This is a genomic window from [Zimmermannella] bifida NBRC 103089, from assembly GCF_001570925.1.
In the GTDB taxonomy this organism is placed as follows: domain Bacteria; phylum Actinomycetota; class Actinomycetes; order Actinomycetales; family Microbacteriaceae; genus Gulosibacter; species Gulosibacter bifidus.
The window spans coordinates 167,359-184,400 of sequence record NZ_BCSP01000001.1 but is presented as its reverse complement, the minus strand read 5'-3'; the positions used below and the strand labels follow the sequence as shown (position 1 = coordinate 184,400).

At 59.4% G+C, this 17,042-nt stretch carries 13 protein-coding genes; 3 read left to right on the top strand and 10 right to left on the bottom strand.

Annotation, left to right across the window (positions count from 1 at the left end):
- Positions 1 to 1,653 (top strand): apolipoprotein N-acyltransferase, encoded by a 1,653-nt coding sequence (gene lnt, locus ZBI01S_RS00825; RefSeq protein ID WP_066054947.1) that lies wholly within the window; start codon positions 1 to 3, stop codon positions 1,651 to 1,653.
- Between the two features lie 95 nt (positions 1,654 to 1,748).
- Here lnt and ZBI01S_RS00820 read toward each other — a convergent pair whose 3' ends face one another.
- Positions 1,749 to 2,276, bottom strand: a complete 528-nt coding sequence (locus ZBI01S_RS00820; RefSeq protein WP_083524371.1) for an RNA polymerase-binding protein RbpA — start codon at positions 2,274 to 2,276, stop codon at positions 1,749 to 1,751.
- A gap of 222 nt (positions 2,277 to 2,498) precedes the next feature.
- Between ZBI01S_RS00820 and ZBI01S_RS00815 the strand changes: the two genes are divergently transcribed.
- Positions 2,499 to 3,278: an SDR family oxidoreductase gene (locus ZBI01S_RS00815; RefSeq protein ID WP_066054944.1), complete on the top strand. Its 780-nt coding sequence runs from the start codon at positions 2,499 to 2,501 to the stop codon at positions 3,276 to 3,278.
- A 72-nt stretch (positions 3,279 to 3,350) separates the two neighbouring features.
- Here ZBI01S_RS00815 and ZBI01S_RS00810 read toward each other — a convergent pair whose 3' ends face one another.
- The 3 genes from ZBI01S_RS00810 to ZBI01S_RS00800 all read right to left on the bottom strand — a co-directional run bounded on the left by ZBI01S_RS00810 (position 3,351) and on the right by ZBI01S_RS00800 (position 6,993).
- The gene (locus tag ZBI01S_RS00810; RefSeq protein ID WP_159421327.1) at positions 3,351 to 3,824 is read right to left on the bottom strand and encodes an SRPBCC family protein; all 474 of its coding nucleotides are present in this window, start codon (positions 3,822 to 3,824) and stop codon (positions 3,351 to 3,353) included.
- Positions 3,825 to 3,937: 113 nt separating this feature from the next.
- Positions 3,938 to 4,117, bottom strand: a complete 180-nt coding sequence (locus ZBI01S_RS00805; protein ID WP_066054941.1) for a hypothetical protein — start codon at positions 4,115 to 4,117, stop codon at positions 3,938 to 3,940.
- A 728-nt stretch (positions 4,118 to 4,845) separates the two neighbouring features.
- Complete coding sequence (locus tag ZBI01S_RS00800) at positions 4,846 to 6,993, bottom strand: prealbumin-like fold domain-containing protein (protein ID WP_066054938.1); 2,148 nt, start codon at positions 6,991 to 6,993, stop codon at positions 4,846 to 4,848.
- 252 nt (positions 6,994 to 7,245) lie between these two features.
- On the opposite strand from ZBI01S_RS00800, the gene ZBI01S_RS00795 reads away from it, so the two are divergent.
- A complete protein-coding gene (locus tag ZBI01S_RS00795) occupies positions 7,246 to 8,733 on the top strand; it encodes a S1C family serine protease (protein WP_245610487.1) in 1,488 nt (495 codons plus the stop codon).
- Between the two features lie 49 nt (positions 8,734 to 8,782).
- Here ZBI01S_RS00795 and ZBI01S_RS00790 read toward each other — a convergent pair whose 3' ends face one another.
- The 6 genes from ZBI01S_RS00790 to ZBI01S_RS00765 form a co-directional block, all read right to left on the bottom strand.
- Positions 8,783 to 10,912: a DNA gyrase/topoisomerase IV subunit B gene (locus ZBI01S_RS00790; RefSeq protein ID WP_066054935.1), complete on the bottom strand. Its 2,130-nt coding sequence runs from the start codon at positions 10,910 to 10,912 to the stop codon at positions 8,783 to 8,785.
- A 157-nt stretch (positions 10,913 to 11,069) separates the two neighbouring features.
- Positions 11,070 to 12,089: a sugar-transfer associated ATP-grasp domain-containing protein gene (locus ZBI01S_RS00785; protein WP_066054932.1), complete on the bottom strand. Its 1,020-nt coding sequence runs from the start codon at positions 12,087 to 12,089 to the stop codon at positions 11,070 to 11,072.
- 5 nt (positions 12,090 to 12,094) lie between these two features.
- Positions 12,095 to 13,114, bottom strand: coding sequence for a sugar-transfer associated ATP-grasp domain-containing protein (locus tag ZBI01S_RS00780; protein WP_066054930.1), 1,020 nt, complete (start codon positions 13,112 to 13,114; stop codon positions 12,095 to 12,097).
- Positions 13,115 to 13,143: 29 nt separating this feature from the next.
- Positions 13,144 to 13,839: a coenzyme F420-0:L-glutamate ligase gene (locus tag ZBI01S_RS00775; RefSeq protein WP_066054927.1), complete on the bottom strand. Its 696-nt coding sequence runs from the start codon at positions 13,837 to 13,839 to the stop codon at positions 13,144 to 13,146.
- 76 nt (positions 13,840 to 13,915) lie between these two features.
- Positions 13,916 to 15,337 carry an RNA polymerase sigma factor gene (locus ZBI01S_RS00770; RefSeq protein ID WP_083524369.1) on the bottom strand — a complete coding sequence of 474 codons (1,422 nt, stop codon included), beginning with the start codon at positions 15,335 to 15,337 and terminating at the stop codon, positions 13,916 to 13,918.
- A gap of 219 nt (positions 15,338 to 15,556) precedes the next feature.
- Positions 15,557 to 16,900 carry an MFS transporter gene (locus tag ZBI01S_RS00765; protein ID WP_066055593.1) on the bottom strand — a complete coding sequence of 448 codons (1,344 nt, stop codon included), beginning with the start codon at positions 16,898 to 16,900 and terminating at the stop codon, positions 15,557 to 15,559.
- Between the last annotated feature and the right edge of the window lie 142 nt (positions 16,901 to 17,042).

The window sequence follows — 17,042 nt, the reverse complement described above, 5'->3', positions numbered from 1 at the left end:
ATGACGGTTGTCGCGTCGAATAGTCGCCAACAGTTTGCGTTGCGCGTCTGCTGGGCAGTGCTCGGCGGACTCCTGATGGTGTTCGCATTCCCCGACTATGGCCTCTGGTGGCTCATCTTGCCAGCGTTGATGTGCATGCTGGGGGCATTGCGCGGCAGCCGTCCGGGCCAGGGCGCGCTCATTGGCGCCGCGGCGGGTGCGTCGTTCTACTTGGCGCATATTTCTTGGGCGCAGGAGTTCCTCGGTCCGATTCCGTGGCTTGCGTTGGCCGGGCTGATGACGCTGTGGTGGGCCGGGTTCGGCGCAGTCATCGCCGTGGCATATCAGCGACTCCGAACAGGTTCCGCGATGGCAAAGCCGGCTACATCCGCGGCGATCATGGCACTGGCAATCGCGGGGCTCTGGACCTTCCGCGAGTGGTGTTCGTCAACGTTGCCGTACAACGGGTTCGCCTGGGGGCGCGTCGCGCAATCGCAGCAAGACTCGCCTGTTCTCGAAGCTGTCTCGTGGCTGGGTACCTCGGGCCTAAGCTTCGCCCTCGTCTGGTGCGCAGCCTTCGCGCTGGAGCTCGTCGTACAGTACCGAGCGCACGCTGCCCGGGGTGAACGAAACGTAGTTGCTGCCGGAGACCAGCACCGAACACTGGCCATCGTGAGGCACGTCCGCACCGGTACGGCAGCGCGATTCCTTGGCCAGATGGCTGGGGGACTGGCAGCACTTTCAGTCCTCGCCGTCATTCCGGCGTGGGCGACGCTGACACCGGGCGACACGCAGGGGGAGACCACCATCCTGGCCGTGCAAGGTAACTCGCCCGGCGCGAGCTATTTCATCCCGTCAGCACCCGGGCAGATCATCCGAGAGCACCTCGATGCGAGTTATGACGCCCTCGAGGCAAATCCGCAGGCGCGACCCGACCTCATCCTGTGGCCCGAAGGTTCGCTGGACGTAAATCCTGTGCTGAACACGTCGGTGGAAACCGCGTTGAACAAGCTGACTGAGCGGGCTGGGGCACCGCTTCTGGCGAATACCGTCACTTGGCAGGGCAAGCTGCAGTCTGACGATGCTGAGTTCTACAACTCGCAGGTGCTGTGGACGGATGGTGCCATCGCCGGCCAATACGACAAGCGACGCCCCGTACCATTTGGCGAATACGTGCCCGATCGGCACATCTACGAAGCGATCGTGCCAGATCTCATCGGTCTCATTCAGCGCGAATATCTACCGGGGGAGCGCAGCAATGTGCTCGCAGTGAATGACGTCGCATACGGCATATTCATTTGCTTCGACATCGTGGATGACGAGCTTGCGCGCACTGCCGTTCGTGAAGGTGCTCAGGTGCTGCTTGCTCCAACGAATAACGCTGACTTTGCCTATACCCACGAAGCGGCGCAGCAACTGGCATTTGCGCGGATGCGGGCGGTCGAGACTGGTCGTTCGCTCGTACAGGTTTCTACCGTTGGCATGAGCGCCAGCTACGCGCCCGATGGCGCCGTCCTCGATGCTCTGCCCTGGTACACCAGTGATGCCATGCTCGTGACCGTGCCCTTGCGCACGGGAACCACGCCCGCCGTTGCCATCGGACGCTGGCTCGAAGCAGCAGTGAGCGCAATGGGCGTACTGCTCGCGTTTGGAATGCGTCCCCGTCGCGAGTAGCGACGGAAACGTCGTAGCGCCGCAGCAATCAGGTGACCTGTGCGGCGCTACGGAGCAAACACAGCAAGCTGTCTTGCTAGCGACTTCTTCGCTCGTTACTTTTTCTTTTTGGCGGCAGCAGCCTTCTTCTTCTTTTCGGCCTTGGCTGCGGCTTCTTTCTCGGCCTTCGTCTGGGCGCGTGCGCGGCCCTCGATCTCGAGTGGTGCCGGGGCGGGCTCCGACGAACGGCCGGTGGTCTGTGGACGGCCAGCGGTAGGTTCGCGACGTACCTGAGTACCGCGACGCTCACGCAGGTACTCGAGACGAATGTCGAGCACCTCTTCGAGTTCTTCTGCGGTGCGACGCTCGAGCAGCATGTCCCAGTGGGTGCGTTGTGGCTTGGTTTCGGGAGCCTCGTACGGCACGAATTCGCCCGAGTCTTCGTCGATCAGACGCCCCTCGTTACCGGTCTTTGGTGACGCCCAAGTTTCCGGAGCTTCAGCATCGGCGGCAAAGGTCACCGCAAACCGCTCACCGTCTTCGGTCTGGTAGGTACGCAGCTGGTGATCAACGAGGATTACGCCCTCGTCACTCTGCAAACTCTGTGCGCCGAGGCGCATACCGCGCAAGCTTCGATCTGCCATCGCCTGGCTCCTTTCGTACGTGTGCCCGCGAGCAAGCGCGGGCAGATTTCTCCATTCTACCGCCAAACGATCGGGGAGTCTGCGATACCGCCGGATACGCATCCACGCTCATCGATATCGCCTGACCGAATGGCAGACTGTGGCATTCGCACCACGAATCTGGCAAAGACTTGGCGAATCGCCTGCAGCCGCTGTGGATGCACCACAACTAGCATTGCTCGCATGGCACTTGAAACCACAAACCCACTCGCCCCGAACTCGCTGGCAGGCAAGCGCATCCTGGTAACCGGATCGTCGCGCGGAGTCGGAGCCGACACTATTCGCTACTTTGCAGCGGCCGGCGCCCAAGTCGTCGTGAACTACCGCAACAAGGCCGCCCGCGCCGAGAAGATTGTCTCGGAGATCACTGCAGCTGGCGGTACCGCGATTGCCGTTGGTTGCGACATTACCGACGCCGACTCGGTCGCCGGCATGATGGCGACCATTCAGGATGCATTTGGCGGGCTCGACGTACTCGTCCTGAACGCTTCTGGCGGTATGGAATCGAACATGGGGGAGGACTACGCACTTCGTCTGAATCGTGACGCACAGGTTGGTCTGCTGGATGCGGCGCTCCCGCTTATGAATGAAGGTGCACGTGTCGTGTTTGTCACGAGCCACCAGGCCCACTTCATTCGCACCACACCAACGATGCCCGAGTACGAGCCCGTCGCGCTGTCAAAGCGTGCGGGGGAGGACGCCCTGCTCGCACGCGTTCCAGGGCTTGCGGAAGCCGGAATCGGGTTCGTCGTGGTATCTGGGGACATGATTGAGGGCACGATTACCGCCACGCTGCTGAATCGTCTGAACCCCGGCGCCATTGAAGCCCGCCGTGAGCAGGCTGGCAAGCTGTACAACGTAGCCGAGTTTGCTGCCGAAGTCGCACTTGCGGCGGTAGAACCGGTGCCGGAAAACAACCTGCGACTCGTCGGCGACGTTTCGAGCTTCGTAGCTGAGAACTAGGCGACGAATCGACACGAGACGATATTGGCCGCATCCCCGAGGTAATCGCTGGATGCGGCCAATATTATGTCACTAACGCGTGGGAAATTCACCGTCGAGCGTGGCACGAAGCCGAGCCAGGGTAGCTGGATTTTTGAGATGATCGGCGAGTGCGGCGACGAACGAACGCCAGCCATCACGGCACTCACTCACGATCACACCGGCGTTCTCAACATCCGGAAACTCGGTTTCGATGATGCGAAGTCGAGTCGCACTGGCAAGTTGGGCAACCTGAAGCGTGAGTTCGGTTGTGTACCCACGCGGCGTTGCGCGGACAAAAGCACGGATGTACGGCTGCTTTGCGGCGGAAATCACCTTGCCCTCGATGGTGCGCGGCCGTTTCTTGCGTGGGCGAGGTGTCACCAGATGCACCTTGCTGCCTTTGCGTCGAGTGAGTTGCAGGTCTGGCCACCAGTGAGCGGTTTCACTCGGTGTGGTGAGCACGTACCAAACGTATTCGGCCGGCACCGAGAAGCGTACGGACATGTCCAGAGAAGCGCTGTGCATGATCTTTCCTTGCAACTGGCGTGAGATGGGTGGGCTTCAGCGCAGCAATTCGGGCTGCGTGAATGCAAATCGCTCCTGATCGATGACCAGGAGCGATTACGCGTCGAAAATCGTTACTTGCGGCTGTGGCCGACGATCTGCCACGGGATGAAGAACGCCAGCGAGTTCAGCAGGATGCCTGCAGTGAACAGCAAGAACGACATGGTTGGGTCACCCATCTCGAATGCGAGAGCGTAGCAGCCAAGGCCAGCTCCAAAGATTAGGATGCAAAGTACGGTGATGATCGCAGACAAGTGTTTCTCCCAGAAACGAACGATGGAAAACGTCCGTGCGTAACGCACTGATGTTGATCTTACGTCAAGAAGTCAGTATTGCCGAACTTGAGCGCCGTTCGTGTCGGAGAATCCTGGCGAGGTTGCTTGCGGGCGCGCCGGTTCGGAGTACGTTGAACTATCTGCGTCCGTCAAGTGTGCGTATTGTTTCGCCGCACGAGCATTATCCGATAATGCACATTATGTCATTATGAGTTGAAGGCAATGCCCCCTTCCTCCTGCTCCCTGAGCGACAGTGTTGACTCAGATCTGTCGACTCCCACCCGATGTCGTCTGCTGCTAGAACAAGTCGTGGTCACCTGCAACTTAACCTGTCGACTCAACACATTTACGAATTCACTGCTGACTATCGATTTGCGCATTGCAGATGTTGTTGCGATCGCGATCATCCATTCAAGTCAGAGATCGATCGACCTAGCACTCAGCACATGACACCCAGGCAAGTCGTACACGATCTGGCAATGCGTGCTTCTGCTTGAACCGAACGGGTAATTTTGCGTTGCGAGGTCCGTATTCCGAATATTCCCACCCCGCCTGAACCGTTGCGAAATCATGTGCTGAAGGACGCTACTGCTATTTGGTGTCACCGCAAGAGCGCACCTGAGGTCGTACGTAGGTCGACCTCACTGATTCGGGAAAACAAGAGTGGGTGAGGAAGCTCGCAGCACTTCCCCACCCACTGTGGCTAGCTAGTCGAGGTTGTTAGCATTTCGACGTCGAGTCGTCATCAACAGCGCAAGGCCTGCAGCGAGTGTTGCCAGTGCTCCGATGAATACGGGCTCAGGGGTATTACCTGTGGCAGCGAGTCCAGCAGCTGGCTCGGGCGATGCTGGGATTGGCACTGGGGAAACAGTTTCGTCGCCGGGGGTTTCAGGCGTAGCCGGTGTCGTCTCGCTCGGTGTCGTCTCGCTCGGTGTCGTCTCGCTCGGTGTCGATTCGCTCGGTGTCGATTCGCTAGGTCCTGGCGGGCTTGGCTCAGGCTCGCTTGGCTCAGGCTCGCTTGGCCCCGGCACAGGAGTGTTCGTCACGCCGACTGAAACGGCGCTGATGCGTTCTTGCTCGGTGGCACGTTTGGCAACGGTAAAATCCGTGAAAGCTGCTTGCTCGGACGGAGTCTCGTATCCTTCTGGCACGGTCACCTCTCGGAGTGAGTAGGAACCCGGCTCGAGAAGCAGACCATTTTCAGTGACGATGATGCCGTGGCTGTCCGCCTGCGGCAACTGACGTACGGATTCATCGTCCGCTAGTGCAGCCAGGTCACCGTTGTAGAGACGTACCTTTCCGGATGCGTCGGTGGTGAAGGTCGCCTCTGTCAGTTTTGTGGTGTGGTCAGCGGACCATAGTTCGAACTCTGCCCCCGCAAGTGCAGCTTCAGTGGCGGCGTCCGACTTGGCAATTTCAACTGCCCCGGGGATCGAGCGATAGGTGCGGTAGAGGTGTTGGCGCAGCAGTACTTCACCAGTTACGGGGTCGGGCAAATATGTGTATGTAAGGTTCGTGTCGTCTGGTAGATCGTCATCGACAAATACATATCCCGGCACGGTCGCGTTGAGCGAGTTGGCCCATTCCTCGGATGTCGGCGAGATTGGGTAATTTGGAAAATCGTGGTTCATGAGCCGCTGTTCAAACGGACTGTCGGGCGAAACGCGTAGGCCCTGGAGGTTGTACGCCTCAACGGACGGCGCGAGTTCATCGATTCCCAATGGCAAATAACCAACACGCTGCTGACGTGGTGCGGCAGCATCCGCATTACGGTCAAGCGCAACCTTGTTTGGTCGGGTCAACAATGCCGCAGTGGGTTCGTAACCCATCAGTTCTCGATAGTTCTTGTCCAGTACGTGGTGCACTTCAACCTGCGGGATTCGCTCAAACTGTTGCCGGGTAAATACCGTTGTGGCGGAGTTGGATATTCCGGTGGTGCGGAAGTTGTTACGGAACTGCACCTGTACAAGCTGGTCCTTTGGCACATCGTAGGCAAATTGGAAGTGCCGGGTAAAGTGGTCGCCATCTGTCGAACGGTTATAGAAGTTCTGCCACACCGCCGACTCTTTACCAGCGGCATCGACGGTGATTTGTGACTCGCGCGAGTCGAAGACCGGTGATGGTGTGCCATCAATGACGAGATCTCGAAGCTCCCCGTAGCGATACTGGTTGCTTGCTTGCCAGTCGCCATTTGCACCCTTGACGACCGGCAGTTCAAACACGAACATTGCAACATCCGCTCGACTTACGATGGGTGCGGCGCCATCATTTACGTGGAACTTCACTGATCGATATAGCGTGTCGCCCGGGTTGAATCCCGTGTTTCGCCAGGACCCCGCGAATGGAATGACGAGATTCAGGTCTCCCGTTTGGTTGTCTTCACGGAGCACGAAGTCAATGATCCCAAGTCCAGTAGTCCCCTGAGTTCTGGTGGGATTGAAGAACGACGTGTATCGCTGATCATTGAGCGCCGTACGTACGGCTTCTGACTCTTCCGGAGAGTCTTTCTTGGCGAGCCAAGCGTTACGCATGTCGTTGAATGTCCAGCTCAAGTTCACGACTTTGCCGCTATTCGTGGTGATGAGGATGTCCTGGCCTTCGCGCTGAATCATGTCGCGAATCTCGGGAGCATACTCGGCACCGTGGTTGTTACCGTCGTCGAAACGAATCAGGTAGTCAGCATGGTCAGGCAAGAAATGGTTGCCGTCCTCAACCGCAATGGTCTCGGTCGCAGGTTCGTCTGGGTAGGTCTCCGCAGTGCCAGCGAATGCCTGGCTTGGCGGAAGCGTGACAGCAGACGCAACTAGGGCGCTGGCAAGGGCCGCGGTCAAAAGCGTACGCCAACGTGACGTCAAGGACCGCACAGTACTGAAATTCGTGGCCATAAAACACATTTTAACGATTTACATAACCATCGGCTGGCTCGCAGCATCCTGATGTCGACAGCATCGGCGGTCTGCTTAGTCTTACGAACCCTTCGAATTCGCCACGATCATCCCACGGGACCCTTGTGATCGTCCACATGGTGGAAAAGCCGCTGTAGTTGTCCCAGGTTTCAGTTCTCGGTGCCACACTCGTTTTACTGTCCAGAAGACGAGGATCTCAGCATGACCAATCAATTCGATCTGCCACCGTTGCCGCCACTGCCACCGCAGTCTCCCGATCTTCCCGCGGGCACAGATCCGATTCGTCAAACGGCACCATACGGTTCCTCACACGCTGCGGCCGGGAGCAGCCGCGCGTCGATGCCGATGAGTTCGAAGTACGGCGTACCGACACCGGCAAACGCGACCGAACGGATTGCGCCGCTTTCCACCCCCGCCGCTCCCCTGCATCCACCGCAGCTGCCAATGTACGCAGATGTGCGCATGCAGTCGCCGGTGATGTACCGTCGCGGTCGCGGATCTACTCGTGCACCGCGGGAACAGTTCGCAGCGCGCGTCCGCCCGAACGCAGCTACCGCACCGGGCACCTTTGGCCCTGCTACCACTCGTCCTGCGCAGTCCGGCCTGCGCCAATCAAATACGCCATGGGGTGCGATCATCGCCACTGCCGCGATCACCGCACTCGTCGTCAGCGCGGCCAATGCCATGCTTGACCGCGCATTCGCGCCCGCACCGGCCCAAGCGTCGGCTCCCGCGGCACCGGCAGAGGTCATTAGCCAGCAGGATTGGACGGTTGCCGCAGCATCCGCTGGCGAAAGTGTGGTGTCGATCAAACTTCGAGACGGCAAACAATCCTCGCAGGGGTCTGGTGTCGTTTGGGACACTGACGGTCACATTGTGACCAACCACCACGTCATTGAACTGGCGACCGCGACGGATGCCACCGAGATCACCGTGCTCGTCAATAACCAGTCGTTTACCGCCGAACTCGTCGGCTCCGACCCGGCAACCGACCTTGCCGTGCTGAAAGTCAACGGGCTCCCCGACCAAGTCGTGCCGATACCGCAGGGCGATTCTGAGAAAGTACAGATTGGCGAGAACGTCATGGCGATCGGCTCTCCACTGGGGCTCCACGATTCGTTTACTACCGGCATTGTCTCGGCACTCGATCGACCCGTGACCACGGGCAAGACCGAAGGCAACTCGGTCGTGACCAACGCCATCCAAACTTCTGCTCCCCTAAACCCCGGCAATTCCGGTGGCGCGCTAGTGAATCACCGCGGTGAGCTCATCGGCATCAACTCGTCAATTGCGACCGTTGGCGGGGCAAAGTCTGGTTCGATCGGCATTGGCTTTGCGATTCCGCAAAAGCTCGTCACCCAGGTTGCGAATGAACTGATCAAGGACGGCAAAGTAGCACACGCGTGGCTCGGCATTTCAACGGTGGATGGGGCGGCAGCAGACGGTTCGGGAACGCGCGTCGGCGCCGAGGTGCGCTCGATCGAGCCGACCGGCCCGAGCAGCGGAGTCGGCATTCAGCCCGGCGACGTCATCATTCGCGTGGGCGATACGGAAATTTCCGGAGCCTCGCAATTGGTTGGTGAAGTTCGCACCTACTTGGCCGGTGACGAGGTCACCGTGGAGTACTTGCGTGACGGTAAAACACACACCGTGGACGTCACACTCGGTGAATCCCCCACGCTGAACTAGGCTTCGGTCGACGCGAGCCTGCGGCCGAGCAGCGTTGCTGTTCGGCCGCTTAGGCGTCGATGAGCTGCGGCACGACGTGCTGGGCGCCCTCGACAATGAACTCGCGACGAGGGGCTACCTCATTACCCATGAGTACTTCAAAGACCTTCTCTGCCTCAGCGGCGTCCTGCAGGTTCATTCGGCGTAGCAGTCGAGCCTGCGGGTTCATGGTTGTCTCCCACAGCTGGTCTTCATCCATCTCACCCAGACCCTTGTAGCGCTGGATTGGGTCCTGGTACTTCTTACCGGCACGTTCGAGCTTCTTCAGCAGCTTCTGCAGCTCGGCCTCAGAATAGGTGTAGATCGTCTCGTTGGCCTTCTTGCCGGGGTTGAGCACGACAACGCGGTGCAGCGGCGGTACTGCGGCGTACACGCGCCCGGCCTCGAGCATCGGTCGCATGTATCGGAAGAACAGCGTGAGCAGCAGCGTGCGGATGTGCGCACCGTCGACATCCGCATCCGACATGATGATCACCTTGCCGTAACGTGCTGCCGAGAGGTCAAAGCTACGCCCCGAACCGGCACCCAGTACCTGAATGATGTTCGCGCACTCGGCGTTCTTCAACATGTCGGCAAGAGAGGCCTTCTGCACGTTAAGAATCTTGCCTCGGATGGGGAACAACGCTTGGTACTCCGAATCGCGCGCTGGCTTCGCCGTACCGAGTGCCGAGTCACCCTCAACGATGAACAGTTCAGAACGCTCGACCTCGTTAGTGCGGCAGTCGACGAGCTTGGCCGGCAGGGATGAATTCTCGAGCGCGTTCTTGCGCCGCTGCGTCTCTTTGTGGGCGCGCGCCGCGATGCGGCTCTTCATCTCGGTGACGATCTTCTCGAGCAGCAGCGAAGTCTCGGTCTTGTCCTGTCGCTTCGTGCTGCTGAAACGTTCCTTCATGCCGTTGACGATGGTGCGCTGCACAATGGCGCGTGCCTGCGGCGTACCGAGGACTTCTTTGGTCTGTCCCTCAAACTGCGGTTCAGGGATGCGGACGGTTACGACCGCGGTCAGCCCGGCAAGTACGTCGTCCTTCTCGAGCTTGTCATTGCCAGCCTTGAGCTTCCGTGCGTTCTTCGTGACCTCGTCGCGTACGACCTTGATGAGTCCGGCTTCGAAACCGGCCTGGTGGGTTCCGCCCTTGGGTGTGGCGATGATGTTCACGAAGCTGCGCAGTGTGGTGTCGTATCCCCCACCCCAGCGAAGGGCGAGATCCACTTCCATGTTGCGATCGACTTCGCGTGAAACCATGTGACCGGTCGCTTCATCGAGCACTGGGATCGTCTCGGTGTAGGCGCCTTCGCCCTGAAGCCGCCAGGTATCGGTCAGTGCCTGATCGGGCGCCAGGAACTCAACAAACTCTGAGATGCCGCCGTCGTACTTGAACGACTCCGCAACCGGTTCACTCCCCCGGTTGTCGCTGAGCGAAATCTCCAAACCCGGCACGAGAAACGCCGTTTGGCGAGCGCGGTCGCGGAGCTTGTCGAGCTGAAAATCCGCATCCCGTACAAACACCTGCGGGTCGGCCCAGTACCGCACACGCGTACCAGTAACGCCGCGCTTGGCCTTACCAATCTTGCGCAACGTTGCTTTGCCTGGCTCAGGGGTGAACGATGCGTCCGGCGATGGGGTTCCGGATTTGTCATCGAACACGCCCGCGTGGCCACGCTGGAAGCTCATGGCATAGGTGGCACCACCGCGATCAACTTCAACGTCCATTCGCGACGACAGCGCGTTGACAACCGAGGCGCCAACACCGTGCAGACCACCGGCTGCGCCGTAGTTGCTACCACCAAACTTTCCACCCGCGTGCAGCTTCGTGTAGACCACCTGAACGCCGGTCCAACCCGTTCTTGGCTCGATATCGGTGGGCACACCGCGGCCGTTGTCGCGGACCTCTACTGAGTGATCGGGGTGCAGGATAATTTCGATGCGCTCACCGTGGCCGCCGAGTGCTTCATCGACCGAGTTGTCGATGATTTCCCACAGGCAGTGCATGAGGCCACGCGAGTCGGTGGAACCGATGTACATGCCGGGGCGTTTGCGAACGGCTTCAAGCCCTTCAAGTACTTGCAGGTTGTCGGCGTTGTACGAATCCGCTCCGGTTTCCTTAACGGTCGTCTTGGCACCGGGGGTGGTAGCTGACATGCAGAAGGCCTCCTTGAATCTTGGCAATTCTAGGAGGCCTCTTGCATGATGTGTGTTGGACGCACCGGCCAGTCAAATACTGGCCAATCGCGACCGCATCCGTGCCATTGATCGTTGAAGCTGTGGTCGATGACTGGACAAACCGCTTCGACGTGGACTAGGCACCGTTGATCTGTCGCTGGTAGTGCGGCAGCAATCCGATCTTCGACCCCGAAACCGAGGGTTTTGCCTGGAAGACGCTCGAGTTGTGGTTGCCTTCGATGATCAGTGGCCCGTGCTCGGTTACCGCCACGTCCCAGCCAACGTACGGTACCGACGGGATGCGGCTGGCCGCGTCTTCGAGCATCGTCATGATCTCTTCGAAGTGCGGCACCTGGAATCCGGCGATCTGCTCGTTCGTCAGCGGGTGTGTGGCAAAGACTTCACCGTTCTTGTTGACGCCCGGGTACAGCGCGGTGCCGTGCTCGTCGAGCATGGTGTACATGCCGCCGCTGGCGAAGTTGTCGACGGCGTCGCCGCATCCGATGCGCAGCACGGCGGCGAGCAGGCGGAAGTCACCCTTGCCCTTGTTAAACCCGATGATGCGGATCGTGTTGACGCTCTGTGGATGCAGCCGGGCAAGCTCCGGGTGCTGTTCGATGCAGGCTTCCACCAGCGACTGGTTCGAGGCCAGCAGTTCGGCACGAAGCGCAGCAGCGTCGGTTACGTCAGTGAAATCACGCTTGGCAACCCCTGCCCCACCGTGACCATCGAATGGTTTGACGACGACCTGTGGATGTTCGGCGATGAATGCGGCAAACTCTGCATCCGTGGCGCTACGAGCGTCGATCCAGGCACGGCCAAGCAGATCATCAAAGCGCTGGTAGAACGCGAGCTTGTCGCTGAATAGCTTGCGATCGTGTTCGTCGTTGTAGCGCTCGTTAATGAGGTGCGACTTGGGGTGCGTCATCCAGGTTTTGCGTTCGCGTGCGTTGAGCGAAGCAAACTCCCACATGGCGTAGTCGCGGAAACCGAGCTCGTGCCGGACCGAGCACCACAGCATGTCGGCGATGATTACCGGCGTTGGTTTCCTGGTAATCGGCTTGGACTGTCGGGCAAACGCCGCGAGGTTTGCGGGGCTCAGCCGTGCGGCGCGCTCCGCATAGAACGCAAGCTTTGCAAGGATTGGGTTGCTCATATGGGTTACTTGAACTTCATTGCACGCTGGTAAACGGGCAACAGGCCTTCCTTGGTTCCCGTCACTGCGGGGCGAGTCTGGAACACACCGGTGTTGTGGTTACCTTCAATAACCACCGGCCCTTCAGGCGTGAGCGCAATGTCCCAACCGATGTACGGCATTTCGGGAACGCGTACTGCGAGCTTCTTCGCAAACTCGATGACCTCGTCGAACATCGGTACTTGGAAGTCAGCGATGCGGACCTTGGTGGCCGGGTGGATCTCAAACACGGTGCCGTTGCCGTCGTACGCGGCGTGCAGAGCGTGACCGTGTTCATCCATCATCGTGTACATGCCGCCACCGCTGTAGTTGTCGATGTTGCCACCGTTACCCATCTTGAGGACGCGGGCGAGCACATGCACCTTCTTCGCAGGGTCAACATACGTCACGATGCGCATCGTGTTGACGGCTTCTGGGTACAGGCGCGACATTTCGGGGTGCTGCGTCAGGAACTCTTCAACCAGTGGCGTGCGTGCACGCTTGGCTTCCTTCGCCCAAGTCTGTACATCGGCGTAGTCCGCCACGTTGTACACCTTGATGTCATCGCCACCGACACCCTCAGGGTCCTTGGCGATCACCTTGGGGTGTCGCGCTACGAAATCAGCGATTTCGGTTTCGGATGCGGTGCGCAGGTCAATCCACTCGCGACCGATGCAGTCGCTGAAGACCTTGGCGAACTCAACCTTGTCATCGAAAATCTTGCGCTTAGCCTGCGAGTTGAAGGCACGCGAAAGCATCGCCGACTTCGGCTCGGTCATGAACGTGGCGCGTTCGCGACCACGAAGCAGACGGTAGTCCCATTGCGCGTAGTGCTCGAACGTGGTCTGGTAACGCACGACGCAGAAGAACATGTCCGGGATGATGATCCACAGCGGCGTGCGTGGGGTTACGCGTTGAGCTTGGCGAGCGAACCCAATGATTCGCTTGAAGTTGATCTTGGTCGCGCGTTCAAACACGTACCGGATTCGCGCAATAAACCAGCGCATCCAAGTGCCTTTCTAATAGCGTTGAAGGATTAGTTCTTCTTGCGCAGGATGCCCATTGGCGTGGATTGTGCGCCCTGGCCAAGCGGATTGTCTTGTAGTACGGCGACCCAGTGATCGTTGAGCTCGTCATCGAGGGTCGAGCCGAGGATGTTTCCGCCGATGTCGTTGATGTCGACGATGAGCACATCAACCTTGTTGCCGAGCAGAATCTTGAGGTCGCGGGCAACGCGCTCGGGGTGTTCGGGGCCGAGCACAATCGATTCGTCATATGGCGGGATGGTGCCCTCGGTGGGGCCGTCAATGGCGCGGGCACGTTCGCCGGCCACGCGGTAGAAGTCACCGCTGCGGCCGAGCGCCTTCGAGATCACCGAGATTCCAGCGGCAGCGAGGATGCGCGGGGTACCGCATTCGCGCAGTGCCATCTCCATCGTTTCTGGCATGCCAAGACCGATGCCGTACGGCGTCTTCTTTACGTACTTCGACAGGAACGTTGCCAGCGGGCGCGGTTCGACATCGCTCACGAGCATGGAACGGCCCTGCGTGATCGCTACGATCTTTTCGGTGACGAACAGGACGTCACCCGGTTCGATGACGTCCTGCGCGTACTGCTTCACGAAGCTGCGCAGGTCATCACCGTCCATGACTACGTGAGTCTTAATTGGCAGGCGTTCATACGTGATGCCGTCAACGGTCGATTCCAGGGATTTTCCCTCGTTAGCTTGCAACGTGCAGCTCCTAAGTCAATTGTTTGTGGCGTCGATAATGACGCACGCATCAGTGCGTTGCGAGTACCCGAATTGTTTACTCGAGGTAGTCGCGCAGAGACTGTGAACGCGATGGGTGGCGCAGCTTTGCCATCGTCTTCGACTCAATCTGGCGGATGCGCTCACGGGTGACGCCGAAGGTCTCCCCGATTTGGTCGAGCGTCTTTGGCATACCGTCACCGAGGCCGAAGCGCATGCGGATGACGCCCGCTTCGCGCTCCGACAGCGAATCGAGCAGCGACTCGAGCTGGCGCTGCAGCATCGTAAAGCTCACGGCATCGGCGGGAACAACGGCTTCGGTGTCCTCAATGAGGTCACCGAACTCCGAGTCGCCGTCTTCGCCAAGCGGGGTGTGCAGCGAAATGGGCTCGCGACCGTACTTCTGAACCTCGATGACCTTCTCAGGGGTCATGTCGAGCTCGTGGGCGAGCTCTTCCGGAGTTGGTTCACGGCCGAGGTCCTGCAGCATCTGACGCTGAACACGGGCAAGCTTGTTAATGACTTCGACCATGTGCACCGGAATACGGATGGTGCGGGCCTGGTCGGCCATGGCGCGCGTGATTGCCTGACGAATCCACCAGGTTGCGTAGGTCGAGAACTTAAAGCCCTTGGTGTAGTCGAACTTCTCAACCGCGCGAATCAGACCGAGGTTACCTTCCTGAATCAAGTCGAGGAACTGCATCCCACGACCCGTGTAACGCTTTGCGAGCGAAACGACCAGACGGAGGTTGGCGCCCAGCAGGTGGCTCTTAGCGCGGCGACCGTCACGGACAATCCACTTGAGTTCGCGCTTGAACTTCGGGTCAAAGTCAGGATTGCGCAGCAGCTTGTCTTCGGCGTAGAGACCAGCTTCGATTCGCATCGCCAGGTCGACCTCTTCGGCCGCGTCCAGCAGCGGAACCTTACCGATCTGCTTCAGGTAGTCCTTGACCGGGTCGGCGGTCGCACCGGTGATCTGGGCCGAGTAGACGGGCGCCTCATCGTCGTCGGTGTTCTTCAGAACAAGCGCACCCGCAGCCTTCACGGCCGACTCTGCCTTGACCTGGTCTTCTTCGGGGTCTTCGCTCTTCTCGTCACGCTTACCCATATCTGGGTCATCGTCGTTCTCGACTTCGTCGACTTCGTCCTCGACCTCTTCGAGATCGACCTCGTCAATGTCGTCTTCGTCGATCTCGTCGTCCTCGACCTTGGACTTGGACTTGGCTGCCTCAGTCTTCTTGGGCGCGGCCTTCTTTGGTGCGGCTGACGCGCTCTTGGTCGCTGCCGACTTCTTCGCTGGTGCTGCGTCCGAGCTGGATGCGGTGTGTGCCACAAGCGCTTCCACGAGGTCGGTCTTCCGCAGCGCCGATGCGCCCTTCAGACCCGTCTCCTTAGCGATCGCGCGAAGCTCGGCGACCGTCTTACCTGCAAGCGTTTCGGCGCTGTAGGTCGAAGTGGAGGTGGATGCACGTGCTGCCATTGATACTCCCTGAGATTCGGGCAAAAAATGAGAGCCCATGTCAAGCCGCGACAACGGCTGACTGGGTCAGTGTCCACAATTCTACACGGTGCGACCCTGCACTATTCCCAGCAACAGCGTTTGTCAAGAGCTGTTTGCGATCGATCATGCGTTGTTCACACGTGCATGCGCCCGCATCTGTTGGCCGAACTAACATCGATGCCAAACACTCGTTCGTGATTACGGTTCGTTGGTGCGACGGCGCCAACGGCGGGCAATGACGCCCCAAAGCGGCGCGACAACCACACCTTCTTCGGCCGCAAGCGCACGCGTGCGGTGACGAGAATCCCAGACCCCCAAAATGCCAATGCCAATGGTGATGGGTACGGCCCAAAATGCGATGCGGAACGCCGCCCAATCGGGGGTGCTTCCGTGCGTCACCGCATCCAACAACAAACCAATCATCAGCAGAGCAATTGAGCCCGATGTGAACCCACCTACGTTGACGATGCCGGATGCGGAGCCGTAGCTCGAAGTCGGGTTGAAGGTACGCGCAAAGTCAAAGCCAATTGTGGATCCCGTCGATCCGAGACCGGTAATAATGAGCGTCAGCAAGAAGAACCACAGCGGTGGCTGACCCGGCCACATAATGACCCCGATCCAGAACAAAGCCACCACCACGCTGATCGACATGACCAGCGTCGACCGACGCAGCGGGAATCGCGCGGTAAGAATACCGAGCACCGGACCGATAACCACACCAGACAAGACGGGAATAAGCAGAAAAGCCGCGGCAACGCGTTCGTCAATACCGAGGCCCTGCACCATCAATGGGAAGCCCCAGAGCAGACCAAACACGAGCCCCGGAAAAAGCAGTGTGAAGTGTGACCAATAGCCAAGCCGGGTGCCGGGACGGGCGAACGCGGCGCCGAGTTTCGCAAACGCTTCTCGAAGCGAAACTGGATTGGACTCGAATCGCGTACCCGGTGCATCCTTGAACGCCGCAATGCCGATTACGGCAACGATGAAGCTGATCGCCGCAACACTGATAAATGCCGTCTCCCAAGCGGTTAAGTGAAGCAGCATCGCGAACGGGACCGCCGATAAGAACTGGCCGAACTGTCCACCGTTAGCAAGCCACTGCTGCATGACCGGCACTTTGCGCGGACGGAACCAGGCAGAAACTAGCCGAAGCGCGCTAACGAAGGTGGTCGCATCCCCCAGGCCAAGGAGCACTCGCCCACCGGTGGCCACCTCGATAGTTGGCGCCAGTGCCACGATTAACTGGCCCGCACCCATGAGCAGCGCACCGCCAATAATCAACCGAGACGGACCAAAGCGATCGAGCATCATGCCAACGGGAATCTGCGCCAGCGCATAGACGACGATCTGCAGCAGCGCGAGCCCCGAAAGCGCAGTTGCCGAGGCATCCCAGCGCGATTGTGCCTCCAGACCCGCCACACCAAGTGATGTTCGCTGCGTCACCGCGAAGGCATACGCAAGCAGCGCGAGCGCAAACATGATCCCGGGTAGCCGTCGAGGAATCGTTGCCAAGACTTGCGTGTTGGGTACCTGCGGATCCATGAATGTCTCACCTGCTTCGTCGGGTCGGTCGGCCACGTTGTCCGGCCGTAGTGCATGTTGGAGAACCGGTGGCGCAGTCAGCTGGGGTGCTGACTGCCGTGCCAGTTCTCGTGGTGAATTTGGGCGACAGCTTCGTCCCGTC

Coding starts and splice junctions, on each gene's coding strand:
- ZBI01S_RS00780 (WP_066054930.1), bottom strand. CDS start 13,114: ATGCGCTGGTTTATTGCGCGAATCCGGTACGTGTTTGAACGCGCGACC.
- ZBI01S_RS00785 (WP_066054932.1), bottom strand. CDS start 12,089: ATGAGCAACCCAATCCTTGCAAAGCTTGCGTTCTATGCGGAGCGCGCC.
- ZBI01S_RS00820 (WP_083524371.1), bottom strand. CDS start 2,276: ATGGCAGATCGAAGCTTGCGCGGTATGCGCCTCGGCGCACAGAGTTTG.
- ZBI01S_RS00795 (WP_245610487.1), top strand. CDS start 7,246: ATGACCAATCAATTCGATCTGCCACCGTTGCCGCCACTGCCACCGCAG.
- lnt (WP_066054947.1), top strand. CDS start 1: ATGACGGTTGTCGCGTCGAATAGTCGCCAACAGTTTGCGTTGCGCGTC.
- ZBI01S_RS00790 (WP_066054935.1), bottom strand. CDS start 10,912: ATGTCAGCTACCACCCCCGGTGCCAAGACGACCGTTAAGGAAACCGGA.
- ZBI01S_RS00765 (WP_066055593.1), bottom strand. CDS start 16,900: ATGGATCCGCAGGTACCCAACACGCAAGTCTTGGCAACGATTCCTCGA.
- ZBI01S_RS00815 (WP_066054944.1), top strand. CDS start 2,499: ATGGCACTTGAAACCACAAACCCACTCGCCCCGAACTCGCTGGCAGGC.
- ZBI01S_RS00810 (WP_159421327.1), bottom strand. CDS start 3,824: ATGCACAGCGCTTCTCTGGACATGTCCGTACGCTTCTCGGTGCCGGCC.
- ZBI01S_RS00770 (WP_083524369.1), bottom strand. CDS start 15,337: ATGGCAGCACGTGCATCCACCTCCACTTCGACCTACAGCGCCGAAACG.